The organism is Aestuariibacter salexigens DSM 15300 (genome assembly GCF_000429145.1).
Lineage (GTDB): Bacteria > Pseudomonadota > Gammaproteobacteria > Enterobacterales > Alteromonadaceae > Aestuariibacter > Aestuariibacter salexigens.
Genome location: NZ_AUBH01000001.1, coordinates 37,270 through 63,927, shown reverse-complemented (window position 1 = coordinate 63,927; position 26,658 = coordinate 37,270). Strand labels below are relative to the sequence as shown.

The 26,658-nt window shown below is 48.7% G+C and carries 27 protein-coding genes, 2 tRNA genes and 1 other RNA gene; 8 read left to right on the top strand and 22 right to left on the bottom strand.

What is annotated here, in order from left to right:
* Positions 1-40 precede the first annotated feature (40 nt).
* The 4 genes from G441_RS0100310 to G441_RS0100295 are packed head-to-tail and all read left to right on the top strand — an operon-like array spanning position 41 to position 4,531.
* Positions 41-1,189, top strand: coding sequence for a paraquat-inducible protein A (locus tag G441_RS0100310; RefSeq protein WP_240485058.1), 1,149 nt, complete (start codon positions 41-43; stop codon positions 1,187-1,189).
* Positions 1,182-2,867, top strand: a complete 1,686-nt coding sequence (pqiB, locus tag G441_RS0100305; RefSeq protein WP_051275224.1) for an intermembrane transport protein PqiB — start codon at positions 1,182-1,184, stop codon at positions 2,865-2,867. Before G441_RS0100310 ends, pqiB begins: the two co-directional genes overlap by 8 nt.
* Positions 2,860-3,429 carry a PqiC family protein gene (locus tag G441_RS0100300; RefSeq protein ID WP_026374511.1) on the top strand — a complete coding sequence of 190 codons (570 nt, stop codon included), beginning with the start codon at positions 2,860-2,862 and terminating at the stop codon, positions 3,427-3,429. Before pqiB ends, G441_RS0100300 begins: the two co-directional genes overlap by 8 nt.
* Positions 3,419-4,531, top strand: a complete 1,113-nt coding sequence (locus tag G441_RS0100295; RefSeq protein WP_051275223.1) for a GGDEF domain-containing protein — start codon at positions 3,419-3,421, stop codon at positions 4,529-4,531. The genes G441_RS0100300 and G441_RS0100295 overlap by 11 nt, the downstream gene beginning before the upstream one ends.
* A 40-nt stretch (positions 4,532-4,571) precedes the next feature.
* On the opposite strand, the gene G441_RS0100290 is transcribed toward G441_RS0100295, so the two are convergent.
* The 3 genes from G441_RS0100290 to G441_RS0100280 are packed head-to-tail and all read right to left on the bottom strand — an operon-like array spanning position 4,572 to position 8,422.
* Entirely contained in the window at positions 4,572-5,954 is a 1,383-nt protein-coding gene (locus tag G441_RS0100290; RefSeq protein ID WP_026374509.1) for a PDZ domain-containing protein, read from the bottom strand.
* Positions 5,951-7,252, bottom strand: a complete 1,302-nt coding sequence (locus G441_RS0100285; RefSeq protein WP_084407219.1) for a DUF885 family protein — start codon at positions 7,250-7,252, stop codon at positions 5,951-5,953. The genes G441_RS0100290 and G441_RS0100285 overlap by 4 nt, the downstream gene beginning before the upstream one ends.
* Positions 7,253-7,261: 9 nt before the next feature.
* Complete coding sequence (locus tag G441_RS0100280; protein WP_026374507.1) at positions 7,262-8,422, bottom strand: hypothetical protein; 1,161 nt, start codon at positions 8,420-8,422, stop codon at positions 7,262-7,264.
* Positions 8,423-8,562: 140 nt separating this feature from the next.
* Here G441_RS0100280 and G441_RS0100275 point away from each other — a divergent pair, with 140 nt between their 5' ends.
* A complete protein-coding gene (locus G441_RS0100275; RefSeq protein WP_026374506.1) occupies positions 8,563-9,750 on the top strand; it encodes a helix-turn-helix domain-containing protein in 1,188 nt (395 codons plus the stop codon).
* 42 nt (positions 9,751-9,792) lie between these two features.
* Here the strand turns inward: G441_RS0100275 and G441_RS0100270 are convergent, their stop codons facing one another.
* The 14 genes from G441_RS0100270 to G441_RS0100205 form a co-directional block, all read right to left on the bottom strand.
* Positions 9,793-10,170, bottom strand: a complete 378-nt coding sequence (locus G441_RS0100270; RefSeq protein WP_026374505.1) for a VOC family protein — start codon at positions 10,168-10,170, stop codon at positions 9,793-9,795.
* 288 nt (positions 10,171-10,458) lie between these two features.
* Positions 10,459-10,549: transfer RNA gene (locus G441_RS0100265), tRNA-Ser, on the bottom strand.
* Positions 10,550-10,646: 97 nt separating this feature from the next.
* On the bottom strand, positions 10,647-11,705 hold the full coding sequence (nadA, locus tag G441_RS0100260) for a quinolinate synthase NadA (RefSeq protein WP_026374504.1): 1,059 nt from the start codon (positions 11,703-11,705) through the stop codon (positions 10,647-10,649).
* A gap of 647 nt (positions 11,706-12,352) precedes the next feature.
* Positions 12,353-12,485: non-coding RNA, RtT sRNA (locus tag G441_RS19450), on the bottom strand.
* A 44-nt stretch (positions 12,486-12,529) separates the two neighbouring features.
* Positions 12,530-12,605, bottom strand: a tRNA-Lys gene (locus G441_RS0100250).
* A gap of 134 nt (positions 12,606-12,739) precedes the next feature.
* Positions 12,740-13,498 (bottom strand): tol-pal system protein YbgF, encoded by a 759-nt coding sequence (gene ybgF, locus G441_RS0100245; RefSeq protein WP_026374502.1) that lies wholly within the window; start codon positions 13,496-13,498, stop codon positions 12,740-12,742.
* 12 nt (positions 13,499-13,510) lie between these two features.
* Complete coding sequence (gene pal / locus G441_RS0100240) at positions 13,511-14,077, bottom strand: peptidoglycan-associated lipoprotein Pal (protein ID WP_026374501.1); 567 nt, start codon at positions 14,075-14,077, stop codon at positions 13,511-13,513.
* Positions 14,078-14,120: 43 nt separating this feature from the next.
* Positions 14,121-15,479, bottom strand: coding sequence for a Tol-Pal system beta propeller repeat protein TolB (tolB, locus tag G441_RS0100235; RefSeq protein WP_026374500.1), 1,359 nt, complete (start codon positions 15,477-15,479; stop codon positions 14,121-14,123).
* Entirely contained in the window at positions 15,479-16,285 is an 807-nt protein-coding gene (gene tolA / locus G441_RS0100230) for a cell envelope integrity protein TolA (RefSeq protein ID WP_026374499.1), read from the bottom strand. The genes tolB and tolA overlap by 1 nt, the downstream gene beginning before the upstream one ends.
* Before the next feature lie 10 nt (positions 16,286-16,295).
* The gene (gene tolR, locus G441_RS0100225; RefSeq protein WP_026374498.1) at positions 16,296-16,718 is read right to left on the bottom strand and encodes a protein TolR; all 423 of its coding nucleotides are present in this window, start codon (positions 16,716-16,718) and stop codon (positions 16,296-16,298) included.
* 18 nt (positions 16,719-16,736) lie between these two features.
* The gene (gene tolQ, locus G441_RS0100220) at positions 16,737-17,426 is read right to left on the bottom strand and encodes a protein TolQ (RefSeq protein WP_026374497.1); all 690 of its coding nucleotides are present in this window, start codon (positions 17,424-17,426) and stop codon (positions 16,737-16,739) included.
* Positions 17,416-17,817, bottom strand: a complete 402-nt coding sequence (ybgC, locus tag G441_RS0100215; RefSeq protein WP_026374496.1) for a tol-pal system-associated acyl-CoA thioesterase — start codon at positions 17,815-17,817, stop codon at positions 17,416-17,418. The genes tolQ and ybgC overlap by 11 nt, the downstream gene beginning before the upstream one ends.
* Positions 17,818-18,204: 387 nt before the next feature.
* Complete coding sequence (locus G441_RS0100210; protein WP_026374495.1) at positions 18,205-19,398, bottom strand: ABC transporter permease; 1,194 nt, start codon at positions 19,396-19,398, stop codon at positions 18,205-18,207.
* 11 nt (positions 19,399-19,409) lie between these two features.
* Complete coding sequence (locus G441_RS0100205; RefSeq protein ID WP_026374494.1) at positions 19,410-20,180, bottom strand: ABC transporter ATP-binding protein; 771 nt, start codon at positions 20,178-20,180, stop codon at positions 19,410-19,412.
* A 168-nt stretch (positions 20,181-20,348) separates the two neighbouring features.
* Here G441_RS0100205 and G441_RS0100200 point away from each other — a divergent pair, with 168 nt between their 5' ends.
* Positions 20,349-21,053: a YIP1 family protein gene (locus tag G441_RS0100200; RefSeq protein ID WP_026374493.1), complete on the top strand. Its 705-nt coding sequence runs from the start codon at positions 20,349-20,351 to the stop codon at positions 21,051-21,053.
* Here the strand turns inward: G441_RS0100200 and G441_RS0100195 are convergent.
* A complete protein-coding gene (locus G441_RS0100195; protein ID WP_034474035.1) occupies positions 21,016-21,843 on the bottom strand; it encodes a DUF3025 domain-containing protein in 828 nt (275 codons plus the stop codon). The two genes, G441_RS0100200 and G441_RS0100195, sit on opposite strands and share 38 nt — an antisense overlap.
* A gap of 81 nt (positions 21,844-21,924) precedes the next feature.
* Between G441_RS0100195 and G441_RS0100190 the strand changes: the two genes are divergently transcribed.
* Complete coding sequence (locus G441_RS0100190) at positions 21,925-23,574, top strand: M28 family metallopeptidase (protein ID WP_240485057.1); 1,650 nt, start codon at positions 21,925-21,927, stop codon at positions 23,572-23,574.
* A gap of 137 nt (positions 23,575-23,711) precedes the next feature.
* Complete coding sequence (locus G441_RS17520; protein ID WP_026374490.1) at positions 23,712-23,984, top strand: hypothetical protein; 273 nt, start codon at positions 23,712-23,714, stop codon at positions 23,982-23,984.
* Here the strand turns inward: G441_RS17520 and ruvB are convergent.
* The 4 genes from ruvB to nudB are packed head-to-tail and all read right to left on the bottom strand — an operon-like array spanning position 23,981 to position 26,653.
* On the bottom strand, positions 23,981-24,985 hold the full coding sequence (gene ruvB, locus G441_RS0100180; protein WP_026374489.1) for a Holliday junction branch migration DNA helicase RuvB: 1,005 nt from the start codon (positions 24,983-24,985) through the stop codon (positions 23,981-23,983). The two genes, G441_RS17520 and ruvB, sit on opposite strands and share 4 nt — an antisense overlap.
* A gap of 59 nt (positions 24,986-25,044) precedes the next feature.
* Positions 25,045-25,668 (bottom strand): Holliday junction branch migration protein RuvA, encoded by a 624-nt coding sequence (ruvA, locus tag G441_RS0100175; RefSeq protein WP_026374488.1) that lies wholly within the window; start codon positions 25,666-25,668, stop codon positions 25,045-25,047.
* Between the two features lie 20 nt (positions 25,669-25,688).
* The gene (gene ruvC, locus G441_RS0100170; RefSeq protein ID WP_026374487.1) at positions 25,689-26,210 is read right to left on the bottom strand and encodes a crossover junction endodeoxyribonuclease RuvC; all 522 of its coding nucleotides are present in this window, start codon (positions 26,208-26,210) and stop codon (positions 25,689-25,691) included.
* Positions 26,210-26,653 (bottom strand): dihydroneopterin triphosphate diphosphatase, encoded by a 444-nt coding sequence (nudB, locus tag G441_RS0100165; protein ID WP_026374486.1) that lies wholly within the window; start codon positions 26,651-26,653, stop codon positions 26,210-26,212. Before nudB ends, ruvC begins: the two co-directional genes overlap by 1 nt.
* Positions 26,654-26,658: the final 5 nt, after the last annotated feature.

Here is a 26,658-nt window from a genome sequence, read left to right as displayed (position 1 = left end):
GTATGCTTAATGAAAAAATAACGCGAACACCACCATAACCGTGCAATCATCCCCCCACAGCTGTGAACAGCAGGTCCAATGTCGCGAATGCGAATTTGAAGTCTGTCTGCCGGAGCTCGCCGATCGTCAGCAGGCGGTGTGCCCACGCTGCGGTTTACAACTGTTTGTGTATAGACAAAAAGCGCAGCAATATGTACTGGCATTTGCACTCTCCGCACTGGTATTTCTGCTGCTATCCGTGCCTTATGAATTCATGTCCTTTGAAGCCAATGGTAATGCCCAGTCAATCAATCTGCTGAGCGCGTTAAAGGTGTTGGTGGCCAACAACTATGTTGAACTGGCGATCATTACTGGAGTGGCTATTCTGGCACTGCCCTTTATTGTGCTAGTGGGGATGGTGTACCTACTGTTTCCCAGACCGTCACAGCGATCTCCGTACAAAGCAAAGTCGGTATTGGATTGGGTATATCGACTGCTGCCCTGGAGCATGGCTGAAATATTTCTGATCAGCGTGCTGGTCAGTCTGGTCAAGATCAGAACCCTGGCCAGTATTGAGATGGGGCCTTCATTTTATGCTTATGTTCTGTTCACCCTGTGCATGGTCGCCATGTCCTACTATATGGACCGATTTCACTTATATCAGCGTCTGGTAGGTGTGGCCAGTATGCCCGCTGCGCATGCAAAAGTGCCTGCCAGCGAGAGCATTCAACGCACCTGGGCGCTGCTGTTAACTGCCGTTATTTTTTACATACCGGCGAATATGATGCCTATTATGACTACGCGCTGGCTCGGGCAGGATGAACCCAGTACCATCATTGGCGGCGTTGTATTGTTATGGCAGATGGGCTCCTATCCCATTGCGATTGTGATATTTGTCGCCAGCATTCTCGTACCGGTGGCAAAACTGATCACACTGGCCTGGCTCAACCTGTCAGTGCAAAAGGGACTTGAAGATAACGCCTTGAGCAGGATACAGTTTTACCGGGTTACGGAGTTTATTGGCAGATGGTCAATGGTCGACGTTTTTGTAGTGGCGATCCTGGTGGCGTTAATCCAGCTAGGTAACACCATGTCGATTTACCCGGGCCCTGCTGCCCTGGCGTTTTGCGCCGTCGTATTTATCACCATGCTGGCAGCGATGACATTTGATACCAGACTGATCTGGCGTACAAGGAACTACAATGAGTGAGCAAATCACACCGGGCGACGAACTGCCGATGGCAGACATTCAGCCGGTCAGGAGCATATCCCGAGTCTGGTTGATACCGCTGGTAGCATTGTTGATCGGGCTGTGGATTGTGTATTACCAATGGAGTAATCAGGGCCCATTAATCACCATTGAGTTCTCTTCTGCCACCGGCATTGAAGTGGACAAAACGTCAATCAAAGCAAGAGACTTTGACGTAGGTGTGGTCAAGGCAATCGAACTTAAGCCGGACTTATCCGGCGTTATTGTCACCGCACGCATTGACCCCTCTGCGGCCCATTTGCTGACTGAAAACACCCAATTCTGGGTTATCGCACCGCGCGTATCCATCACTGGAGTAAGTGGTCTTAGCACTCTGTTGTCCGGCCGATATATTGCCATGGAGCCCAGCGAGGAAGGGCAGGAGCAGTATGAATTCATTGCCCTGGAACGCCCACCCGTCACGCCACCTGGCACGCCTGGCTTGCATGTCACTCTCAACAGCGACGATGAATTCGCTTTCAAAGAGGGCGACCCCATTGTTTATAAGGGCCTGAAAGTCGGTGAGTTTGAAGATATCTACTTTAACGTTGAAGAGCGCATTGTGTACTACAACGCGTTCATTGAAGCGCCGTATCACAAACTGATTACTGAAAACACCAGGTTCTGGAATACCAGTGGCGTGCGCTTTGAGCTCAGCGCCAGTGGTGTGAATATAGAGACTGGTAGTCTGGAGACACTATTAACAAATGGCGTCACCTTTGGTATTCCTGAGGGTATGGCGTCCGGCCAGCAAATCACCAAACGGGCGTTTTTTGATATTTATCGCGACTATGAGTCAGCCTCAAACGCGCGATTTAATCTGGCCGCAGAATTTATCTTACTGATTGATGAGACAGTACGAGGCCTGACCGTCGGTGCCCCTGTTGAGTATCGTGGCATTGAAATTGGTGAGGTGGCGCAAATTAATCCTCCCATATCCATCCCCGGCAGTATTCTGGATGAGGAATACAGCATCCCCGTGTTGATAAAAATCTATCCCGGCAGGGTACAACAGCAAGATAACGAACAAGGAGTGGAATTTGTCAGAGAGCAAATCATGCATTGGGTTAACAACGATCTGCGTGCAAGACTGCGTATTGGCAACCTTATCACCGGAGGATTATATGTTGAGTTACAGCATATTGCTGACACGCCGGATGTCGAGTTAGTCAAACTTGCCGAATATGACGTGATCCCCACCCTGTCTGATGAATTTGCACAAATTACCCAAAAAATGGAATCCCTGCTGGATAAACTCAACAACATGCCTCTGGAGGACGTGTTAGCAGACTTACAGGAAGTCATGGCAAATGTGTCTTCGTCCGCCGCATCGGTTCGACAAACCAGTCAGGCGTTTGAATCCACCCTCAGCGGAATTAATTCCCAGCAATTAAATGGCAACCTGAATAAAACCTTGCAACAGATGCAAACTTTACTGGCGGGTTATTCGGACGGCTCACCAACCAACCTGGAAATCAATGATACGCTGAGTGCAATCCAGACCATGCTGAATGATTTGCAGCCGATTTTATTACAGTTAAACCACACCCCGAACAGTTTGATATTTACCGGCGATACCCAGCACGCCGTGTTCCCTAAGCGTTCAACGTCGGCCAGTAATGGAGATAATAATGATTAGAGCACTGGTATCCGCACTGGCCTTTTTATTCTTGCTTGGCTGCTCTTCAGCCCCTGCAACCTTTAAGTACTATGTATTGAGCTCACCAGACTGCTGTAGTAGTGACCTGAGCACCAGAACAAAGTGGGTTCTGCAACCCGTGCGACTAGCCGATTATCTTAAACAATCCAGTCTGGTCATGCAGACCGCGCCCCATCAGTTACATTATGCCAGTCTGGATATCTGGTCAGAGCCTATAACGAAAAGTATTCCTCGGGTACTGGTTCAGCAGTTTAATCAGCAGAGTGAACAGCACGGGATGATTGCCTCAACTTCGCCAGGCGCTTCTGCACTTGACCGTTCTATCACGGTGCAGATAGATGACTTTCTGCCAAATGAGCGTGGGGAAGTCATTTTAAAAGGTCAATATTGGGTGCAACAACAAGGCGAGGCCATTGTCACTAAGTCGTTCCACTATACCAGGTCAATGCAGCAGGATGGCTTTGCCCACGCGGTTGCGCTGATGAACTCCCTGCTTGAAGAACTGGCCGGCGACGTCAGTCGCATCGTTAATGAAAGCTAAGTCAGCATTTAACCACATCGTCATCTCGCCACTACGTCAATACCTGAGCGCTGGCGTCAGTAATCAGCTCTCACCGGAAGCCAATCGCAAAATCTATGTGATTAACTTGTTCGGACTGGTGGGCTTTTCTATTACGTTGTTGCTTAGCGTAAGAGCCTTGCTGTCAGGGGATAACGTACTCGGTTTTTCACTACTGACGGCAACCATCCTGTTCTATATCACGCGCCTGTATCAGCGCCTGTCGCAAAATTCGAGACGGCACGACGTGTCAGGCAGTATCTTACTGTTTAGCCTGGTTGCATTGATGATCTATCTCGTGCATTCAGGCGGGAATAATAATACCGGGCCTTTGTGGATATTTCTGGTACCGCCGGTTGCCATGTTCATGGCCGGACTGCGTGCAGGGCTTGTCGTGAATATCATTTTCATTATTGCTCTGTCCGTAATCATGTTTGTGCCCGCTGAAGGGCTACTTGCAGCGACCTACAGTTACGAGTTTAAAACTCGCCTGCTGTACTCGTACATGACACTCACCTTTCTGGCCGGCTTTTATGAATATTCACGGCAGCAGTCATATCAGTTCATTCAACAGCTAAGTGATGAATTTGAGCAACAGGCAACACAGGACACACTCACCGCCCTACCAAATAGAAGAGGGATTCGCGCTAGTCTGGACTATGAGCTGGCAAGAAGCGAACGCTCAAACAAGCCCTTTGCCATCGTGTTAGTGGATGTGGATAAATTTAAAAGCGTCAATGATATGTACGGACATGATGCCGGCGATAAGGTGTTGGTAGAGCTAACCAGACGATTCAGACAGCATATCCGTCATCAGGATATTGTTGGTCGCTGGGGCGGAGAGGAGTTTATTTTTATTTTGCCAGAGACCGGCAAGCATGATGCATTCACACTTGCCGATAAGTTACGTGAACTGATTGCCTCTGAGCCATTCTCAGTGGGCAATAAGCCCTTACAGATCACAATCAGTGCTGGCGTAAGTACTCATGATGAGTCTCCCTCTATCGATAAAGCGATCTCTTTGGCTGATGCTCGGCTTTACCAGGCCAAGAGTGACGGTCGCAACCTTACTGTTTACGACTAGTCACTCTTCCACCGGTATCGCTGTTGCCACTTGAGTGAGCTTAGTTTTTACCGGTTTGCAGCGCTGCAAGCCAGTTCAGGCTGTGCTCAACGAGTCGAGGATCATAATGTCCGTCTGGCTCTGCCGGGTTAAATGTTCCTTGAGCTTGCGCTTGTCTGTAGTCAGACGCTGATGCATAGAGCATGAAAGCATGTTCCGCTCCCTCAACCTCCAAAGCCTGACTCTGTGGATGTGACGACAGCGACACGAGGTCGAACGCCCATTTTTTGTCGATTGCCTGAATATCCAGGCTGCCGTGCATCATCAGAAGCGGCACATCCAGTTGTTGCCACATTGATGCAAAGTCGTACTGGTTAAGATCTCTGAAAAAGCTGTAATGCCGGTCGAAGATTTGCGTATCACGAATGCTGACCAACCCCGCATCAACCGCTGCTTGAGTGGCTTTATGCGTCTTTACGTCAGACCACGGGGCATCGCTGTTCAGCCACATATCCAAAACAGGCTGCATAATGGCTTTATTACGTCTGGCTTGTGACGGTGAGGCATTAAAGTGTTTCACCGACTGCTCATAGTAAATATCCAGCATGTAGTCATACCAGGGTTTGAGCACGCCGCCGTAGCCGATTATCCCGGCAACGGGCTCATTGCTGGCTACTACAGGTGCATGCAGCACGCCGAGACTGTGCCCCCATAAATAGATATGGTTGGTATCAACATATGGCTTTTGTTTAAGAGCGCGCAGCGCCTCAATAAACGCAGTGGTTTCAGTAGTAAAGTCGATGTCTGCACAGTGTTGGTCGGATTGGCTGTCGCCGACACCCGGCTTTTCAGCCCGGAATACCACGTACCCGGCTTTAGCAAACTGCTCAACTAATTGTTTAGTGGTGGCATTTGGCATCATCCCCATATCGATAGAGCCGCAGGTATAGCCCTGAATGAAAAATATCGCCGGTGCCTTTGTCTGTAGTGAAGCAGTTGCAGGTTTATAGGTTATCGAACGCAGTACATTTCCCGTATAGCTGACGGATTCATACAACACCTCTGCATGAGCACTCTCTTCAAAAGGTCGAGGGTGCATCTCACCCGACACCGTTAGCGTTTTACCATCACGTTGCAGGGTTACAGAGACTTCTTGGCCGGTAGTAAGCGGCCTGATCGTGTCAAGGACATCAGAAAATTCGCCAATAGGCTGCTGATTGATAGACACAAGGGTGTCTCCCGCTTTCAGGCCTATGGCTGAAGCGGTGCTGCGCGGCACGATACGTTGCAGAACGACCGGCTCACCCTGGCTGGTTTGTGCAGGCATGATGCCGAGTAAGGTACTTCTGGGCAGCGTGTGCTCTTTTGCATGAGCGACACTGCACGCTGTGACTATTGCGGCAAGTAACACCGCTGATACTGACTGGAAGGCTGCTGTATTCAAAAAGATTTTCTCCGTGTTAAAAAATAGGAAACTGTTTGTGCTGAGATGGATGGCTGATTACTTAAGCGCAGAATCATATGATGGGCCTCGACAGCAGAATAGCCGCTGTCTAGCGCCTGCTTGATAGCCTGTTCAATCTGGTATTTCCCATACACATAGGTAATTACCTGTGCAGGCCAGCGTTTTATCCGCGCCAGTTCACGGGCACCAATATCCATGCGTTCAGGCAAATACTGCTGCCACAGGGTTAATGCCCGCCGGTCGCTCCATTGCTCACGATGAACACCGATATCGATGAGCACTCTGAGTGCGCGTAGCTGGCGCCATTCATAGGCGTATAACAAACTCGCCGGATGCTGCAGCAGGCCTAACTGCTGACCGAGAGTTTCCACATAGGCTGCCCAGCCCTCTGCAGTAACCGGTGGAAAGCGAGCGATACCAGCGCTCTCACAGAGTGGTTCGCTATTTGCCACCACATACTGCATATGATGACCGGGCACCGCCTCGTGCAGGTATAGCCAGTCAAGACTTTCGGCAGGCAGAGTGTGGCCGGTGAAGTGATAATAAAACGTCTGCGTGGCATCGTTATAAATGCCAGGGGCAGGAAAGCTTTCGGGTAAGGATGACGCCCTGATAGACACATCTGGAATGGCTGGTAATGCGCCAAACACATTTTCCAGATGCTTATTGACGACTTGCGCTCTTTCGAGCAGTGCCTGGCGAATTGCATCATGCTGATGACGTGTAAAAGGCGGCATTTGTTGCTGAATTGCTTGTGCTTGCAAGCTTAGATACTGCGGATGCACCTTCTCAAGCTCTTGCTGTGCAATGTGCTGTAAGGTGAGAATGTGCGCTTCTGACAGCGGCCCATCAGACGCCATCATCAACCAACTATTTAGCCAATGTGAGTACCACTCCTTACCATCAGGCAAATTCGACATCACCCCCGTGTATTCAGTATCGTTGGGAAGCGTCGATAACAGTCTTGTTCGATTCCGCAGCAAGTTTAGTTGCAGCTGTAGATTGTCATGCCTGACCCGAGCGCAACCCTTTCCTGGCGCAATGTTTTCCCGCATGCGTTGCCAGCGACTGATATCCGTGAGACTCACGCGTGCCAGTGACTGTTGTTCCTGTAACCAGTCTGAAAACGCCAGTCGCGGTGATAAAAACGCGACTCTATTGACCTCGGCTTCAATATCCTCTATCGCCCAACTATTTGACATAGCTTGCGAAGAAGGCGAAATGATTGTTGCACTTACCCACAAAGCTAGTGCCGTCCTGCCAAACAATCCCATCATAGCTACACGTTACTCAGTATCTTCTTGCACAGACGGCGAAAACGTCGTCATATCCGCACTGAAAAGCTCACGCTGACGTGTCCCATCATTTTGGTACACGTAACGTAATGCGGCTGCGCCTCCGAGCATAGGGCTGGCTGTAAGCTGTCCATGTTCATCCAATGACTTCAGCCAGGTGATGTGTGTATTTTCATCGCTATATTCAAGCGTCAGATGACGGTCGAAGGAGCCGTCACTTTTGAACATGATGTGACTGACCTGATTGCCAAACTCGTTATACGCAAGCTTATGTTCATAGGCACCCCAGCTAAAAGGAATGCGTTTACCCTTGCGATCAAACCCTCGCATGCCTACTTTATTGCCAAAAGCGTCGTAAAGGTGCTCACCAATATGCACCATGGGACGATTTCCCTCGACCGGATTGCCGTCTTTGTCATACACCATCCATCGTGAAAAATTACCCTCCTGGTCGTACACGATACGGTCAATGCCGGCGCCGCTTTCGTTATTGGTAGGTTGACCGGTTAATCCCAGGTTTCGCACAAATGCCAGTTTGCCATCCTGGTCATACTCGAGCTCGACCTCATAAAAAGTAAATTGCGGGCGTATAGGTTGCTGTTCATCCAGCAGGTTGAATCTTTTTTCGAACACCTTGCCATCGGCGGTGCGCCATTGATAACGATGGATATTCCACGCATTTTCAGATGGCTCGCCCTGTTTATCGTAGAAATGCAGGCTCACTCGGTTATTGTCTTCATCTAACGTATAGACTGCCTGATAAACATTGCCGTGCGCTGATATCTGCTGGTCATTACTGTCATAATAAGTGTGGACCTCTTTGCCCGGCTGATAGTTAATTTTCACCTTCGGTGCAAACCAGATAAAAGAATCCCATACTTCGTTGGCATTAATCATGTTGCCATTTATCTGATAGCTGATTTCTTTTATCCGGCCCTGCGCATCGTAATCAAATGCATAGAGAGCAACATTATGGCTATCATCGGTATGCAATTGGTGGATCCCTCGATAGACAGCGTATGGGGTCTCGCGGAACATAATATGCCGATAATATTGGGTATGTTCAGCTCCGCTACTAGCCAGTGTTTCCCCAACAAACAGATAGGGAGTAAAGAGCATGGTGAAGTAAAGAAACAGCGCCAGCTTATTCATAAAAAAGTCTCGTGTATTAATGACGTATGAATAAGCTAACGAGCCACAGATTATTTGTGATAACGTCGGCTGAGGTTTACCTTTTTCTGTTAATTTTCCCCTATGCTTAACAACATAAGCAGACGGCAATAAACTAAAAGATGGACAACACTTTCCTTGGCGTAATTTATTTCATTGCATGCAGCCACGCGCTGATGCTGGCCTTCGCTCTATGGAATAAATCATCTCGCACGTCACCAACCCGGTGGCTTACCGTTATTGCATTTATTATCTGTTATAAATTGTTTGAGGGAGGCGCGCTGTATACCGGGCTGTACACCTATGTGGCCCACATTATGGATTTTATTCCTTACATGGTGTTATGGATTGGCCCAATGCTGTGGATGTACGTTCGACAGGTCAGTGGTAAACCTCCCTTACCACCTGCATTACTTATTGCGAATTTTATTCCTGCTCTGGCAATCTGGTGCCTTAATGCACCTTCGGTATTCCAGCATATGGATGCCAAAATCATGATGTGGAGCTCGGCATTAAACACGTCCAGTAGCGAACTGCCTGTTATTGCCATTGCATTACTACTGTCAATCAAAGTCCATTTAGGTATTTATCTGTTCGCCAGTTGGCGCGTTATTTCCAGGTTTAAAGCGGCTGCTAGCAAGCTGAGAGCAGACAACAGCACATTCATCCTTGCCAATATGCAGTTTATGGTCGCAGCGTTTTTCCTGCTTGAATTACTTTGGGTAGGATTGTTTGCCGCGCAGCAGACGATGGGGTTGTTAACATTAAATGCAGTATCGGATATATGGCTATTATTTGTCGGATTTATGGTTTTAGCGATTGGCTATATCGGCTTGCAACAGCCGGGACTGGTATTCACACCAGAAGAGTGCAAACTCGCCGAGCAACAAATTCAACCAGACGCATCCGATACCCGCGGCGATACCAATGTTAAATATCTGCACTCTGCATTGCCCGATAGTACCAGTGAGGTATTGTCACAGGAGCTTGAAAAACAGATTAAGCAACAACAGCTATATCTCAAAGACAAGCTAACATTAACAGATTTAGCTAAAGCGACGGGGATTAAAGCCCACACGTTATCGCAAGTCATTAATCAGGCCATGAAAACAAACTTTTATAAGCTTATTAATGGTTATCGTGTTCAACATGCATTGGAATTGATTGAAGAGCCAAATCAATCATGGTCTCTCGAACGCATTGCCTTGGAGTCAGGGTTTAGCAACAGAGTGACATTTAATAAGGCATTCAAAGAAGTGATGGAGTGCACACCGTCGGCGTATAAAAAGAAAATTGCGCAGGCAAGCTAGATAGAATGTAACCTCATCTGTCTGACGGGTTATTGTTTATCTTCACTTATTTTTAACTTTCCACGGTGGATTGATGCGATTTTCCCCCGCCCAATAAAGCTTAATCTTGTTTCCTGAAGGATCGTGCAAAATGGCTTCTCTCCAGAGATAGCGCTGATCTGTAGGTTCCTGGTCGAATACGATGCCTTTACCTTTTAATGCCTTGCACCAGTTATCTAGCTCTGCATGTTCGAAATACACCACCGTTCCATTGCTAAAATCGGAGTTATCTAAACTCAGCGAAAAGGTCGCATCGCCCTCTGGACATAAAAACCTGGCGTAGTGCGGCGTATCGACGATGAGAGTAAAACCCAATGTTTGGTAGAACTCCACCGCCTGTTTCATCTCTTTAACGGGCAGAGTAACTTGGTTTAGGTTCATCTGATAAATCGTCTGTTGATACCTGTTATTTATGCATCCAGTGTAGCAGCAATAAAGTGAAAGGTTTGTGAAGAGAAGCTCTTCTACTCTCAAAAACACAAACCCCGCAAAAGCGGGGATTGTGTTTTGGCGGAGAGAGAGGGATTACTTCAGGCGTCCTGCCTTTCGCCCTTCGGGCCGCACTTCGTGCGTTCAAAACCGCTCCCAGCGGTTTTGTCGAACCAAGGGTTCTCATCAAATCCTCTACGGTCCAAAAACAAAAACCCCGCAAAAGCGGGGTTTGTGTTTTGGCGGAGAGAGAGGGATTCGAACCCTCGATACGCTATTAACGTATACACACTTTCCAGGCGTGCGCCTTCAGCCACTCAGCCATCTCTCCAAATTCTGAACTTGCCGAAGCGCCGCGTATATTAGGGAATTCAAGCATGTGAATCAAGGAAAATTCCCTTCTGAACCAATGCCTGTCTAATCGTTGCTCAGCGCCCTGCCCCGCTGCGCAGTTTTAACTCTGCTGAGAAAGCCAACATCCTGTCTAGAGGTATCAAGGCTTTTTCACGAAGTGCATCGTCTACGAAAATTTCGTGGCCCGAAGTATCAGTCAGTGCGCTATGAATCGCTTCCAGGCCATTCATCGCCATCCACGGGCAATGAGCGCAGCTCTTACAGGTAGCGCCATTTCCAGCGGTAGGGGCTTCGATGAAGGTCTTATTCGGCTGTTGTTGCTGCATCTTGTAGAAAATGCCTTTGTCTGTTGCAACAATGAATTTATCGTTTGGCAGCTCGCTTGCCGCTTTGATTAATTGTGTTGTAGAACCGACTGCATCAGCCATTTCCACTACGCTGGCAGGTGATTCAGGATGCACCAAAACCGCAGCGTCAGGGTGAAGATGTTTCATGTCCCGCAGCGCTTGCGATGAAAACTCGTCATGAACAATACACTCGCCTTGCCACATCAGCATGTCAGCGCCAGTTTTCTTGGCGATGTAGTTGCCCAGATGACGGTCTGGTCCCCAGATGATTTTCTTACCCTGCGCATCCAGATGTTCAACAATTTCAAGCGCAATACTTGAAGTGACTACCCAATCTGCTCTGGCTTTAACCGCCGCTGAGGTATTTGCATAGACTACAACAGTATGGTCGGGGTGAGCATCACAAAAGTCTGAAAACTCTTTTTCTGGACAGCCCAAATCAAGTGAGCATGTCGCTTCGAGCGTTGGCATCAACACCGTTTTATCTGGGCTCAGAATTTTGGAGGTCTCGCCCATAAAGCGCACGCCGGCAACGATTAATGTCTGCTGTTCAGCATCTCTACCAAAACGTGCCATCTCCAGGGAATCAGAGATACAGCCACCGGTTTCCTCTGCAAGCGCCTGAATTTCAGGATCCGTGTAGTAGTGCGCAACCAGCACGGCGTTTCTTTGTATCAAAAGCGACTTAATCTCTTCGCGAAGCTGCTGCTGCCGCTCAATGCTCAACGGCTTTGGCTTTGCCGGGAACGGATAGTCTATGGGCGCTACTCGCAGGGCTTGCGTCATGATACGTCTCGCTACTCGATTCGAAAAAGGCTGTGGATTATACAACAGCGTCATAAAAGTTAAACAATAAGTATATGGGCGCGCTAGCTGCGCTTCACAAGTGTCTTGTACGCATAATTTGAGAAATGGGTCTATCTGTTAGAAAAATTGGACGTACTTGAATAACCAAGTGATGAACGACTCAACATGGATGTTGAGGCTGCCACTAATCACATGGATGTTTGTTACTGTGAGACTGATTTGAGAAAAGATGGTGGGTCGTGCTGGGTGAAGAACGGTCTTCGCAGAAGATTTCGAGTAATGGGTAATTACTCGGAAAGTGATGAACGACTCAACATGGATGTTGAGGCTGGCACTAATCACATGGATGTTTGTTACTGTGAGACTGATTTGAGAAAAGATGGTGGGTCGTGCTGGGTGAAGAACGGTCTTCGCAGAAGATTTCGAGTAATGGGTAATTACTCGGAAAGTGATGAACGACTCAACATGGATGTTGAGGCTGGCACTAATCACATGGATGTTTGTTACTGTGAGACTGATTTGAGAAAAGATGGTGGGTCGTGCTGGGTGAAGAACGGTCTTCGCAGAAGATTTCGAGTAATGGGTAATTACTCGGAAAGTGATGAACGACTGACCAAGCGAGGAGATGGTGGGTCGTGCTGGATTACTCCGGACATCCTGTCCTCCGCCCTTCGGGCCATCGCTTGCGCGATGTTCAAAAGTGCTCCAGGCGCTTTTGTCGAACGAGCTGGTTCTCACCCCACACTCCCAACTAGGATGTCTTTGAAAAAATCGGAGAGATTAAATGATTTTGCTTAGAAGAATGGTGGGTCGTGCTGGATTCGAACCAGCGACCAATTGATTAAAAGTCAACTGCTCTACCAGCTGAGCTAACGACCCTTCTTCTTTAGTCTGTCACCGACCTTGGCGACGGCGGCATATAATACTCATTTCCTTTTCAGGTGCAAGCGAAAACGTCAGATTAATTTAAAATCCAAACCGAGCGCACACTTTGTGAGCACTCCGACGAACAATTAACCGCCCTGACGAACTGCTTGCAAACGCGTTTCCGCCAGTCGGCTGGAAGATGAATCAGGATATTGAGACATCACTTGCTGAAACAGCTGCTCTGCCCTGGCAAGATTGCCTCGGCGCTGCTCAACCATGCCAAGCTTCAAAATCGCGTCAGCATGCTTTGATGAGTCCTGATAATTGTTTACCACCGACTCAAAGTGCGATGCTGCGTCTCCCCATTGCTGCTTGTTGAATAGCAATTGTCCTAGCCAATAATGTGCGTTTGCCGCATAGCTGGAATTGGGGAAGTTCTGCAAAAACGTCTGAAACTCTGGAATCGCTTCATCGTACCGTTTCTCTTCAAGAATAAGATTCACGGCACGATCGTACGCGCTGTTCTCATCCATTGTCATGGCAGGTTGAGCATCAGGCTGAGTTACTGCTGCCACTGGCGCAGTAGTGGTAGGCGCAGCGCTTTTTAGTGCTTCAACGCGTTTATCGATTTCCAGGTATAGCTCTCGCTGACGAGTGAGAATCTGTTCTAACTGATGATTATGTACTTCCAGCGTGCCGCGCAGCTCAGCCACCTCTTCCTGCATAGTGTCGAGTTGCTGTTGCATTTGATGTTGCATGTTGGCGCGCGTGTTTACCATACGCTCAAGCGCATCAACACGCTGTTCAAGAGTACCGTTATTTACGTCTGTTACAGGCGCAGGAGCCGCATTAACTGCGGCTCCTGTCACTAGCAACAAACTGATTAGGATGCTGCTTTTTCGCATAGTTATCTCGTTTTACTGGTATACAACGATACCGCGACGATTTTGTGCGAATGCGTACTCTGTGGTACCCATTGCTACTGGCTTTTCTTCACCGTACGACACGACAGAAATCTGCGAGCCGCTCACACCAGCGTTCTTCAGATAGGTCTCTACAGCCTTCGCACGACGCTCGCCAAGTGCAATGTTGTACTCAGGAGTACCACGGCTGTCACAATGACCTTCAATCACTACAGACTGACCTGGGTTCTTAACCAGGTACGCTGCATGGCGGTCAAGAAGCGCACGGAATTCAGGTTTAATGGTAGAACGGTCAAAGTCGAAGTACACAGTTTGCTCACGCTGCAGTGCCTGCTTCTCTGCACGAGCTTGCTCTTCTGCCTGACGCGCACGCTCGGCAGCAGCGGCTTGCACACGTGCCTGTTCTGCTTGCGCTGCTTGTCTTTCAGCTTCGGCCTGCTCTTGCGCAACACGGTTACGCTCCGCCGCTAATTCCTCTTCGCTGGGTCCTGACGAACACGCCATTAGTGTCACAGCCGGAACTACGATGATCAGACTACGGAATAATTTTTTGAGTTGCATCCTCTTAATCCTTATTGTTATCAAGATAAAATAAACTATTTCGTTAAAACAAAAATGGCGACCAACTGGGGGATTTCACTTGCCCCTGCGCTGCCGGCAGCCGCGCTTTAAAACGCCCATCTAATGACACCAGCGACAACACTTGTGTTCCTTCGTGCAGCGTACTGTAAATAATCATACTGCCATTAGGCGCGATACTTGGCGATTCGTCAAGAAAGGTTTTGGTTAACACCTGCATGTTACCGCGCTCCAAATCCTGGCGAGCGATATGATAATCACCACGCGTCCTATTGACCAATACCAATTGCTTACCGTTTGGAGAAATCGTCCCACCCAGGTTCATTTCTCCGTCAAACGTTAGCCGACGCACTTTTCCAGTGGTTAAATTTACGCGATATAACTGCGCTTTGCCACCCCGTTCTGAACTAAATACAAGGCTTTGTCCATCTGGCATCCACGTCGGTTCGGTATCGATTGCACGGTTATTCGTCACACGACGAAGTTGACGAGAAGCAATATCCATCACGTAAATCTCAGGATTACCGTCTTTTGATAACACCATGGCCAGTTGGCGGCCGTCCGGAGAAAACTGTGGAGCGCCATTAATTCCAGGGAAATTAGTCATTTGCGTGCGCGTCATGGTGTAGATATCTTGAATGAAAATCTGTGGACGCTTGTTTTCAAAACTCACATAAGCGAGTTTGTTTCCATCTGGCGACCAGGAAGGCGACATCAATGGCTCTGGTGAAGAAAGTAGCGCAAGTTCATTAGCGCCATCGTAATCCGCAATCACCAGTTGGTACGGCAAGTCATACGTATCGCGGTCACGCACCATTATATAGGCAATACGCGTTCTGAACGCGCCCCTCTCGCCGGTCAGCGCCTCATAAACAATATCGCTGATGAAATGTGCGTGCTGACGAAACTGATTACCTTCAACCACGTGCTGTCTGGCTTCGAGTACATGGTCATTCGAAGATACAAGCTGCCCGCCGGATAGGGCTTTAGACTGGCCACCGGTGATCTGCCCGCGCACCACATCAATTAGTTCAAAGCTCACCACGTAGCGATCAATGCCATCAGGTCGAATCGTGCCGACCAGCACCGCTTCTACGCCAGCACTTACCCAGGCACTGTAATCCAGTTCAGCATCGCTGGCCGGATACTGGGGCATTTGACCGTTACGGATCGGATAAAACTTACCGCTTCGACGTAAATCATTGGCTATCACAGAAGACAGGTTTTCAGGCAACATGCCATCTCCCTGCCAGCGAAACGGCACAACCGCAATAGGACGTGCAGTATCAATCCCTTCGGTGATCACAATTTCAAGCGTAGCAAAGCCGCTGCGACTAAACGTCACGGCCAGGGTAATGAGGAAAAATACGACTAGTTGCTTCATTAATTTTGTGGTTCCACGGTTAAATTAATATCTTTCATTTTCTCGAACACATCAGGCTCGGGTGATACCGGCAGTGTATCAGGCTTCAACACGGCGGTCTCTGCCGCGCGGCATAGTGCTGTATCCCCCTCGAGAATACGCACCTGAGTAACCAGACCGTTAGATGCCAGACGAATATTCAAACGGCATGATTTACCTTTGTAACTCTCATCTACGATAAGGTGTCGTTGAATGGTCTGGCGTATCAATCCCTGATACTTTTGTACTTCTGTAAGCACGACCTGATTACGTTTCTGCTGTCGAGCTGCCTGCTCAGCCTGCAATTGTTCTTGCAGGATACGCTCCTGCTCCGCCCGCTCCTGTTCCTCCCGACGTTTCCGCTCTGCCTCCTGACGAGCGCGCTCTTCTCGTTCCTTTTGCTCCTGCAGCTTGCGTGCCTGCTCTTCCGCTTTACGTTTTTCTTCCTGTTCTTTTCGTTGGCGCTCTTTTTCGCGCTTTTCCGCCTCGATACGTTTGCGTTTTGCTTCCTCGGCAGCTCTTTGTTTTGCGCGCTGTTCCTCTAACTGTTGCTGGCGCTTGCGCTCCGCATCGGCAGCGCGCTGCTGTTCAGCCCGCTTCTCTTGCTCTATCTTCTGGTACTGTTGTTCAATAACCTGCTGGTCGATCACAACTGCCTGAATGATAGGCTGCTCGGAGGGCAGCTCTGGTTGATGAGGGACAGCAAACTCCATACTGACAAACAGCATCACGCCCATCAACGTGTGCAATGCAACAGATTTGGCGATAGCAAAACCGAACGTATTCATCTGTCAGATTTTACTCTTGTGGTGTCTCTGTCATGAGTCCAACCGAAGGCACCCCCGCGCGCTGCAATAACACCATCAGTTGCACCACTTCGTTATATGGTACTGCACCATCACCTTTCACCACTACCGGCGTGTTAGGCTCAAGTTTGAGCTGCTCTGCGACGACGGTAGCGAGATCGACCGCTGACATGGGTTGATCCTGATTTTCACCGGAATTGAGAAAGTACTGTCCACTGGCATCAACAGACGCAATAAGCGGTGGTTTGCTGTCTTCAGACAGAGCCTCAGCCTCTGCATCCGGTAAATCAACTTTTACACCCTGAGTAACAAGTGGCGCGGTTACCATAAAGATGATCAGTAGCACCAGCATGACGTCAATGTAAGGCACTACATTGATTTCAGATACCGGACGGCGGCGTTTTCTCACAAACATGTCGTTGACCTGCCGCTACTAGTTTACGTCCTGGCGAGATGCCAGAGCCTGACGGTTAAGGATGGCGGAAAACTCTTCCATGAAGTTGCCGTAATGGTTCTCAAGTTTCTCAACCTGATTACTAAAACGGTTGTAGGCGATAACGGCCGGAATGGCGGCGAACAACCCCATCGCGGTCGCGATCAATGCTTCAGCGATTCCCGGTGCGACCATCGCCAACGTCGCTTGCTGCACTTCGCCAAGCGCGATGAACGCATTCATTATGCCCCACACCGTACCAAACAAACCGATGTAAGGACTGATGGAACCCGCAGTGGCCAGAAACGGCAGATTGCTCTCAAGATTATCAATTTCCCGAGACATTGACACTCTCATGGCGCGGTAAGTGCCGTCAACCAATGCCTGACTGCTTGTGTTAGCACTTTTCCTGAGTCTGACAAACTCTTTAAAACCAGCGCAGAATATGCTCGACATGCCATCTACGCGCTGTCTCGCGGACAGTTCCTGATAAAGTTTATTGAGGTCGATACCGGACCAGAATTTGTCCTCAAATTTCTTCATTTCGTCACGCGCATAGTTCAGCACCTTTACACGCTGAAAAATGAACGTCCAGGACACAATGGAAGTAACCACAAGTAACAACATAACCAGTTGCACAAGAAAACTGGCCTGCAGAAACAGGTCAATAAAATTCATTTCAGATGACACGTGAGATTTCCCCTAAAATTGCAGCAGGAATGGCCTTCGGCTTCATTTTATCAAGGTCGACACAGGCAACCTTCACCACTGCAGATACCAGACATTTGTTATCCGGATTTATTATTTTTTGTTCGAACGTCATGCTCGCGCGCTTCAATTCTACTAGCTGGGTATGAATACTCAATAGCTGGTCGAATAAAGCGGGAGCATGATTGTCCATTTCAAAACGTTTGACGACAAAACCGACGGATTGTTCCAACAACTGTCGTTGCTCAAAACCCAACTCTCGCAGCCATTCGGTGCGTCCTCTCTCCAGAAACCGCAAGTAATTAGCGTAATACACGATACCGCCCGCGTCGGTATCCTCGTAATAAACTCTGACGGGATGAACATGAGCCATAATAAAATTAATCCTATTATAAGTATCAGCGACATTACCTTTAATGGGCAACGGAAGGAAGAGCGCTTACCTAGCTTTACGCCAATATTTCCGCGTCATCATGACGTTTTACCCAGCGTATATACAACCGATAAACAGTTGCAAAACAGGCCGTTAACAACCCATTTACGGATTAGTTTTTATAATCTGAAATTGGAAAAATACTCAGTTGTGTGAGTTCGATTGGGCCCTATAATACGCCTCGTTGTCTGACGGAGCTGTTTTCTCTTCGTCAGACGGACAGATTTTATGTCAGCGTCCTAGTTGACATAGTTCCCTGGAATGATTTGCTTTCCTTCAACACTTGTTGCTTTGCCCGCTGTTTCCAGCGGGCTTTTTTTTACCTGCTTATCTGAACAGGACTTTTTCCTGGTTAAACCAGTAAACACTAAACGCCAGAAGCGCACCCGCAATCACCGCAGTTGAACCAAAAATAGCAAACAGCGCGACGTAATCCATTGTCCCTTTGATAAGTTCTTTTATGGCCAGTGCAACGTTGGTGAGCGGCACCCATGCCCATCCGCCGTCGAGATCGACACCAGGTAACATCGCTAGAATAACTGGCACAATCACCACAAATACCAGGGGGGTCATGTAGCCTTGGGCTTCTTTAAAGCTTCGCGCGTAAATGGACAGACTCAGCAATACTGAAGCAAAGATTGCTACCACGGGAACCAGCATCAGGAACATCAATACAAAATCAATGGCACTGATTGCTCCCATAAATTCGGCCACCAGTTCAATCGCCATGCCCTGACTGAGCACCACTCCCCATAACGCCATGCTACTTACCGTAATCAGCGCCGAGGTAACCCCGGCAAAAGCGATCAGGAAGAACTTACCCAATACCAGATTGATTCGCTCGATAGGAGAGATAAGCAAGGTTTCAAGGGTCCCCCGCTCTTTTTCACCAGCCCCAAGGTCAGTCGCCGGGAACATCGCCCCTTGCAGACACAACATAAATATCAGATAAGGGATGAAGCCGCCTATCTTCTCACCCCAGTTTTCACGCTGATCGGCGACGTCGTTCTTTTCAATTTTCAGAGGCTGCATAAGTCCTTTGGCCTGCTTTTCGTCCAGGCTCAAAATAGTAAATGCCGCCTGTTGGTATTCTTTAGAGAGTGTATCAACAACATCATTGACCCTTCGATATACCAGGTTAAGGCCTGCATCGTTGAGGTAAAGCTGCAGCACCGACTGCCCGCCTGCCAACACGTCATCGGAGAAAGATTCGGGGATAACCAGGACAAAGTCTGCATCGCCACGATTAATAAAGGTTTTGTAATCTTCTGAATCTGATATTTCCACCATGCTGAGCTGCTCATTATTCGCCAGGCGGTCAACGAGTTCAGGGGCATACTGCGCACCCACAACGGCATAGTTCAACACTTTAGTTTCAGCCTCAGTCACTGCCTTACCTGAGAAATAGGCCACGACGCCGAACAACGCAGGAAACAGCATGACGGGCAGCGCAATCATGAAAAACAGACTTTTTCTGTCTCTCAGCAATTCTTTTAGCTCTTTTTTAAATACTAACCACATGAGCAATGTCCTTATTGTAAAGTATGAAGAAATGACTGATGTAGAGAGCCATCTGACAGTGTACTGAATTCATCCAGCGAGCCATTAAAGCAACTCTCTCCATGATTGATCACAGTGACGCTGTCACACAGTTCAGCGACCTCATCCAGATGGTGGGTAGAGAAAATGACAGGTGTATTTTCACGCTTCAGCAGTTTTATGAATTCCAACACCGTCTGAGTAGCCATGATATCAAGACCAGTAGTCGGCTCATCGAGGATCACCACATCCGGATTATGCACGACGGCTCTGGCAATTGCGGTTTTCTGCTTCATCCCGGTAGAAAAATTTTCGCAGCGACGATCCAGAAATGAATGCAAATCCAGCAGCTCTGCCAACTCATCGATTCGGGACTCAATTTGCTTATCGCTCATGCCGTGTAATTGAGCGAAGTAGCTGATATTTTCTCGACCAGTGAGCCGCCCGTATAGTCCGGTCGACCCCGACAGAAAACCAATCTTTTGACGCGCCAAGATAGGCTTGGCAAGTACATCCGTGCCACTGATATTGATTTGTCCCTTATCAGGGCGTAGCGCCGTTGACAGCATCCTCAAGGTGGTGGTCTTGCCCGCGCCGTTCGGCCCCAGCAGGCCCAGTACCTGTCCTTTTTGACAAGTAAATGACACGTCAACAACAGAGTGAAAAAAGCGCCCTTTCAGCCGCGGATCCTTGCGTTCCTGCTCGCTGAGTTTCTTTGGATTTTCTACGGCGAAGCGTTTTGCTAAGTGTGAAATTTCGATCATTATCGGTCCCTGTTACAGCTAATGCGTTGATGCATTATCCTGATTAGTCTCTATTCAAGCTTTTTTATTACACGCGTGTTATTGATTGTTTGCAACGCTGGTATCACCTAATACAGTTTGATATACATGAAAACGTGTGCGCACTTAACCTAAAAATGGAGTTTTTACATGCATCACGTCAGTAACCCGTTCCAGGCTTGTAACGATATTTTTATCAAACCCAACGGGGTGTTTGCAGCGATTGCTGAGAAACATAACTGGTCGTGGTTACCCTTCTTCATGGTGATAGTCGCCAGCTCTTTACCGGTATACATGTATTTCAATTTTGTTGATTTCGCCTGGTATACCGACTTAATCATCTCATCGACATACGGTGATCTAAGCCCCGCAGAACAAGATTCTATTCGTCAGAATATGAGTCGCGAGACGGTATTAACGTTCGCACTGATTGGTAATTTTTTAGGCTACATCGTTATCAACGCGCTGGTCGCCACTTACCTGAATCTGGTGACAAAATCTGACGAAGAAAACCTGAACGGCTTTACAGATTGGTACGGGTTTACCTGGTGGGTGGCGATGCCTGTCGTGATTGGTGCGCTGGTATCGTTGGCCGTCATCCTACTAAGTGGCGATCATCAACTGCAGCCGGCCAGCATCAGCCCTACCTCACTGGCATTCTGGTTTGGAACTGACATGGGCTCTGATTGGTTCGCATTGTCGCAAAGCATTCGTCTTGAGGCATTCTGGAGCATGTATCTGATGGCTGTAGGGGTGAGTCAATGGACACGCTTTGAAACTCAACGAGCATATATCATAGCTATTGCCCCTTATGCACTTATCTGGACGGTGTGGGCGCTTTTTGCCGCCTTTTAGGCCTGAAATAGTCAGTGTTCTGATAGAACGCTTCATCTTGTCCGGGCCACCAGCCCGGAATACCAAGCACAGGTAAGGGATGTAAGGGTTTGTTCTGTTCCAGAAAAACCGACTTGGTTAGCATATCACTCACCTGCTTATCCAGCTCTTCAACTTGCTGTTGAGAGGTAAGCGCAAAGAACCCAGGGTCGACAGACACTGCTAACCATTTTCCGGTCAAGCCGATATAGGGCGTCATCAACATTTCATACATTGCATGACCAATAATGAAGGGTTGTACCGTGGCGCCCCATTCCTGTTTATGTGAGTAGAATGCGTCTTGCCAGCTGTGTTGACGGAGCATATCTGTCAGCCTTTCATCACTGACGGCCAGAATCAGTCCACACTCGTCAAAATGCGTTAATACATCACGTACGCGCGTTCTGGGATGCAAACCATGTCGTGATATTTGCTCTACCTGCAGATTATTCATGCAGCGCTTTGTGAACGGAAATTGACACCACATCAATGCATTAAATAAATCATGCCAGTTATCTTGACGGGTTGGCACTTCATCAAACTGAGCGATATGCTGCTCATAATACAGGCCACTATGTTGTGCTTCGGTTTGGTCAATAAACGTTGGTAAAGATTGCCCACTGCGGTCTGACAAGCTGCTATTAAGTTGTTCAACAGAGGGAAATGTCAGCCACTGATTGATATCGAAATTTTCAATAAGTGCCTCAAAAGGTTTACGCGCAAACGCATCAGCGTGTTGTTCAAACCAGGCGGTACAGAATGAGTGTTTCATCAAAACGTCGCAGCACCTTGCAGCATTGAGGGTCATTTTCTTATACTCTGGCGCGCAGTTTACAATAATTAGAGATCATCCATGAAAACTTTCACTATGCTGGCGCTGGCAAGCGCTGCATTTTTGGCCGGTTGTAGCCAGCCAGACACCGTGCAACAAGAGCAAGCCCCTGCTGACCCTATCGTTGGCTTTGACAGCGTCTATTCGCAAATCAGTGCTGAAGATTTGCGTGAGCATACCCGCATTTTATCCTCCGATGAATTCGGCGGCAGATTGCCTGCTACCCAGGGCGGCCAGAAAACCATCGATTACCTGGTCGACAATTTTAAAAAGATGGGCCTTCAGCCAGGCAATGGTGGCAGCTATTTGCAAGAAGTGGAGTTGATGCAGATCACTGCCGATCCTTCTGTTTCTTTACAGATTGGCGAGCGTACTTTTGCCTATAAAGAAAATATGGTGGTAGGCAGCAAGCGCGAACAACAGCAAGTGACCGTTGATAATGCCGAGCTTGTTTTCGTCGGCTATGGGGTCAATGCACCTGAGTACGACTGGAACGACTACGAAGGCGTCGACGTGAAAGGCAAAACTGTGGTGATCCTGGTTAATGATCCTGGTTTTGAGAACCCCGACAGTGGCAAATTCCAGGGCAAGACGATGACCTACTATGGGCGCTGGACATACAAATATGAAGAAGCCAGCCGTCAAGGAGCTGCAGCGGCATTGATCGTGCACGAAACTGCACCGGCCTCCTATGGCTGGTCAGTTGTTGCCAACTCATGGAGTGGCCCACAATACTCTTTGGTCACAGAGGATGGTGGAGCATCACGCGTCGCCGTTGAGGGTTGGCTATCACTTGAAGCCGCGCAGCAAGTGTTTGCAGATGCCGGACTGGATTATGCGGCGGAAAAGCAAAACGCTATGCAGGGCCCCTATCATAAGGCCATGGGCCTAAGCGCCAGCACAACGGTTAACAACACCATTGAGCGTTCCAAGAGCTACAACGTGTTTGCTACCCTACCCGGTAGTGAATCACCGGATGAGCATATTATCTACACCGCACACTGGGATCATTTGGGAACGGATCCAACTAAAGAAGGCGATCAAATCTACAATGGCGCACACGACAATGCGACCGGTACGGCGGCTAGTCTGGTTATGGCTAAAGCCTTTGCGACCTTGCAGCCTGCGCCAAAACGTTCGGTAAGCTTTTTGGTCGTGACGGCCGAAGAACAAGGACTACTTGGTTCACAGTACTACGCCCGCAACCCTGTGATCCCTTTAGATAAAACCGTCGCCAACATCAATATGGATGCGATGAATATTCTCGGTCGCACCAAAGACGTGTCGGTCATTGGCCAAGGCAAATCACAGCTTGAGGAGTATCTTGTCACAGCCGCACAGCGTCAGGGACGCATCGTTGTCGGCGAAGATCGTCCTGAAGCCGGTTATTACTACCGTTCGGATCACTTTAATTTCGCCAAAGTAGGTGTGCCGGCGCTATATGCCAAAGGCGGCAGTGAGCCAATTGACGATGCAACGGCAGATTACCGTAAGCGTACCAGCGTGATCACCACCGGCTGCTACCATCAGGTATGCGACCAATTCCGTGAAAACTGGGATTTCGGCGGCGTACAGGAAGACACGCAGTTACTTTTTGACGTAGGTTATCAATTAGTTAGCTCGGATATGTGGCCAGCCTGGTCCAAAACCAGTGAATTCCAGCGTCAGTAAACGCATTTAAACGACAGAAGAGGCCGAATGTGGCCTCTTTTTTTATAAAAAAAATTCGTTGAAAAAATGAACCATTTACAATGATTTTACGTTCTACCTTACACTTTGGCCTAACAATTGTTTGAGGTGTACTTGTTATGAAAGGGTTTTACCAGCCTACCCCACGTTTCCGACTCTACTTAGATGAGCGGATGATAATGAGCAGCGATACCAACTTGACCGATACCTTTAACAAAATTGCAGGTTTAGGTTTTGAAAACGACGCTTTCGGCTACGATATATACCTCACCATGATGGGCCAAACGCTCGACGTCGACCATTGGCATGGCTCACTGCGCTTACACGCAGACGATGAAATCATTGAGTGCTGTGTGTTGGGTGCGATGAACAGCCGCAAGATTGCCGCTTAATTATTGGGCACAAACCCCAAATGCAAATATGCACGCTGTGAGGCCACACGGCCTCGCGGCGTACGCTGCAAAAAACCCTGCTGAATGAGAAATGGCTCAATTACATCTTCAATCGTGTCCCTCTCTTCACCAATAGCCGCAGCAAGATTATCTAAACCCACCGGGCCGCCGTCGAACTTATCAATAATGGCGGTCAGTAATTTACGGTCCATGTAGTCGAAGCCTTCAGTGTCCACATCCAGCATATCTAATGCCTTGGATGCGACCTGTTTGCAGATATGCCCTTCTGCCTTGATTTCAGCGAAGTCTCTTACCCTTCTGAGTAGTCGATTAGCAATACGCGGCGTTCCCCGCGAACGACGGGCTATTTCTACTGCACCGTCCTGTTCTAGACTCATCCCAAGATAACCAGCGCTGCGTGCGATGATCGTGGTCAAATCCTTGATGTTATAAAACTCAAGGCGCTGAACGATACCGAAGCGGTCTCTGAGCGGAGAGGTTAACGAGCCAGCCCGGGTAGTAGCCCCAACTAGCGTAAACGGCGGCAAATCCAGCTTAATTGATCGCGCGGCAGGCCCCTCACCAATCATGATATCGAGCTGATAATCTTCCATCGCAGGATACAGCACTTCCTCGACTACCGGACTTAAGCGGTGAATCTCATCTATGAATAAGACGTCATTTTCTTCAAGGTTTGTGAGAAGCGCGGCTAAATCGCCGGCTTTTTCCAGTACCGGGCCGGATGTGGTCTTTATGTTGACGCCCATTTCATTAGCAACGATATTGGCCAGCGTGGTTTTACCCAAGCCCGGTGGGCCAAATATCAACAGGTGATCGAGCGCGTCGCTGCGCTTTCGGGCAGCCTGAATAAAAATGTCCATCTGCTCACAAACATGGGCCTGACCGGTGTAATCCGCCAGCGTTTTGGGGCGTATAGCACGATCAACCGCTTCGTCCTCTTGACTGGCAGTAGGATGGATAAGGCGGTCGGCTTCAATCATTATAGTGCTCGCAGTGTATTTTTATACAGTGTATCGGATCTTATTTTTTAGGTAAATCGTTACGACGCAGCGCTGCGAAGTGCCTCGCGGATCAATGCTTCGCTTGACAGTTCAGGCTGATAGATAGCGTCAAGCATCTTACTGGCCTGCGCAGGTTTGTACCCCAATGCGGTCAGTGCACTGTGTGCCTCACTTCTGGCATCGTCTTCGACGATTTGCGGTGCGGCGGGGGCAGAAACATCAATGTCGCCGGTCGGCAGCATGGTGTTAAGTTGTTCGAGTTTGGCGAAACGATCTTTTAGCTCGACGACCAGCCTCTCCGCGGTCTTTTTACCTACACCGGGCAATTTTACCAGCGCAGTCACATCCTCAATGGTGACACTGTGCATCAGCTGCGGTGCGGACATACCGGATAAAATGGTTAACGCCAGCTTCGGCCCTACCCCATTGGCTTTAATTAGCTCACGGAACAGAGTGCGTTCAAACTTATCGGCGAAGCCAAACAGCAACTGCGCATCCTCACGCACAACAAAATGAGTATAAATCGTGGCTTCCTGTCCCGTTTCCGGCAGCTGATAAAAGCTGGTCATTGGCATTTGTACTTCATAACCCACACCGCCAATCTCTATCAATACGTCAGGCGGCGCTTTCTCAACCAGTAAACCTCGCAATCTGCCAATCATAACTACCTCAACATCATTTTTTAACGTAAACGTCCACGCACAGTTTTGCGTGCCTGGCCGGCCATACGCACCAGACTCTGTTCAGTGTGCCCGTGACACAGCGCGACAGCAAGGGCGTCTGCAGCATCAGCCTGTGGCGTGGCGGGAAGTTTTAACAGGTAGGTCACCATATGCTGAACCTGGGTTTTATCGGCAGCGCCTTTACCCACCACCGATTGTTTTATTTGTCGCGCAGAGTACTCGGCGACCGGCAGATTGTGCTGGGTGGCAGCAACAATGGCCGCGCCTCTAGCTTGTCCAAGCTTTAGTGCTGAGTCAGGGTTACGCGCCATGAACACCTGTTCAATAGCGAAACGGGTCGGCTTAAACTCGTCAATAATGGCGTTCACACCATCAAATACCAGTTTCAATTTTCCAGCCAGATCGTCACCGGTCACGCGTATACAGCCACTTCCCAGGTAAGTAAACTGGTTGCCTTGCTGGCGGATTACACCGTAACCGGTAAATCTCGAGCCAGGGTCAATTCCCAGAATAATCGCCACTATAGCTCCGCACTATCAGGCACAAATTTAATGATGGCTTCCTTGTTGCTTGGCGACCAGACGAGTTCACTGGCCTGTTGTCTGGACAGCCAACGAAACTGGGAGTGTTCGGTGAGGCGAATATCAACGTCGCGGTCGACCTGTAGCGCAAAGACATATTCTGTGTTTACCGACTCTCCAGGCGGATAGCGATGTTGCCACTGTGGGCGTATGGCATATTGATTGATGTGTCTGCAGTCAATAAGACTGAGCTCATCTGTGATGTCTATGCCTGTTTCTTCACGCACCTCACGTTTTGCCGTCTGACGGGGAAGCTCATTCAACTCAAGCGCCCCCGTCACTGATTGCCAGAAGTCAGGATCATCATTACGCTGCAGCACCAGCACGTCGCCGTGCTGGTCGTATATTACCACCAGCACCGATTCGGGTCGCTTAAATGTCACGCTGA

What these genes read in the sequence shown, in the direction of transcription:
- G441_RS0100285 (WP_084407219.1), bottom strand. Translation starts at nt 7,252, where the DNA reads ATGATGGGATTGTTTGGCAGGACGGCACTAGCTTTGTGGGTAAGTGCA.
- ruvA (WP_026374488.1), bottom strand. Translation starts at nt 25,668, where the DNA reads ATGATTGGCAGATTGCGAGGTTTACTGGTTGAGAAAGCGCCGCCTGAC.
- tolA (WP_026374499.1), bottom strand. Translation starts at nt 16,285, where the DNA reads ATGAATACGTTCGGTTTTGCTATCGCCAAATCTGTTGCATTGCACACG.
- G441_RS0100300 (WP_026374511.1), top strand. Translation starts at nt 2,860, where the DNA reads ATGATTAGAGCACTGGTATCCGCACTGGCCTTTTTATTCTTGCTTGGC.
- G441_RS0100280 (WP_026374507.1), bottom strand. Translation starts at nt 8,422, where the DNA reads ATGAATAAGCTGGCGCTGTTTCTTTACTTCACCATGCTCTTTACTCCC.
- G441_RS0100205 (WP_026374494.1), bottom strand. Translation starts at nt 20,180, where the DNA reads ATGATCGAAATTTCACACTTAGCAAAACGCTTCGCCGTAGAAAATCCA.
- G441_RS0100190 (WP_240485057.1), top strand. Translation starts at nt 21,925, where the DNA reads ATGAAAACTTTCACTATGCTGGCGCTGGCAAGCGCTGCATTTTTGGCC.
- ybgC (WP_026374496.1), bottom strand. Translation starts at nt 17,817, where the DNA reads ATGGCTCATGTTCATCCCGTCAGAGTTTATTACGAGGATACCGACGCG.
- pal (WP_026374501.1), bottom strand. Translation starts at nt 14,077, where the DNA reads ATGCAACTCAAAAAATTATTCCGTAGTCTGATCATCGTAGTTCCGGCT.
- ruvB (WP_026374489.1), bottom strand. Translation starts at nt 24,985, where the DNA reads ATGATTGAAGCCGACCGCCTTATCCATCCTACTGCCAGTCAAGAGGAC.
- G441_RS0100200 (WP_026374493.1), top strand. Translation starts at nt 20,349, where the DNA reads ATGCATCACGTCAGTAACCCGTTCCAGGCTTGTAACGATATTTTTATC.
- G441_RS0100195 (WP_034474035.1), bottom strand. Translation starts at nt 21,843, where the DNA reads ATGAAACACTCATTCTGTACCGCCTGGTTTGAACAACACGCTGATGCG.
- G441_RS17520 (WP_026374490.1), top strand. Translation starts at nt 23,712, where the DNA reads ATGAAAGGGTTTTACCAGCCTACCCCACGTTTCCGACTCTACTTAGAT.
- pqiB (WP_051275224.1), top strand. Translation starts at nt 1,182, where the DNA reads ATGAGTGAGCAAATCACACCGGGCGACGAACTGCCGATGGCAGACATT.
- nadA (WP_026374504.1), bottom strand. Translation starts at nt 11,705, where the DNA reads ATGACGCAAGCCCTGCGAGTAGCGCCCATAGACTATCCGTTCCCGGCA.
- G441_RS0100210 (WP_026374495.1), bottom strand. Translation starts at nt 19,398, where the DNA reads ATGTGGTTAGTATTTAAAAAAGAGCTAAAAGAATTGCTGAGAGACAGA.
- tolR (WP_026374498.1), bottom strand. Translation starts at nt 16,718, where the DNA reads ATGTTTGTGAGAAAACGCCGCCGTCCGGTATCTGAAATCAATGTAGTG.
- G441_RS0100275 (WP_026374506.1), top strand. Translation starts at nt 8,563, where the DNA reads ATGGACAACACTTTCCTTGGCGTAATTTATTTCATTGCATGCAGCCAC.
- G441_RS0100270 (WP_026374505.1), bottom strand. Translation starts at nt 10,170, where the DNA reads ATGAACCTAAACCAAGTTACTCTGCCCGTTAAAGAGATGAAACAGGCG.
- G441_RS0100295 (WP_051275223.1), top strand. Translation starts at nt 3,419, where the DNA reads ATGAAAGCTAAGTCAGCATTTAACCACATCGTCATCTCGCCACTACGT.
- tolB (WP_026374500.1), bottom strand. Translation starts at nt 15,479, where the DNA reads ATGAAGCAACTAGTCGTATTTTTCCTCATTACCCTGGCCGTGACGTTT.
- ybgF (WP_026374502.1), bottom strand. Translation starts at nt 13,498, where the DNA reads ATGCGAAAAAGCAGCATCCTAATCAGTTTGTTGCTAGTGACAGGAGCC.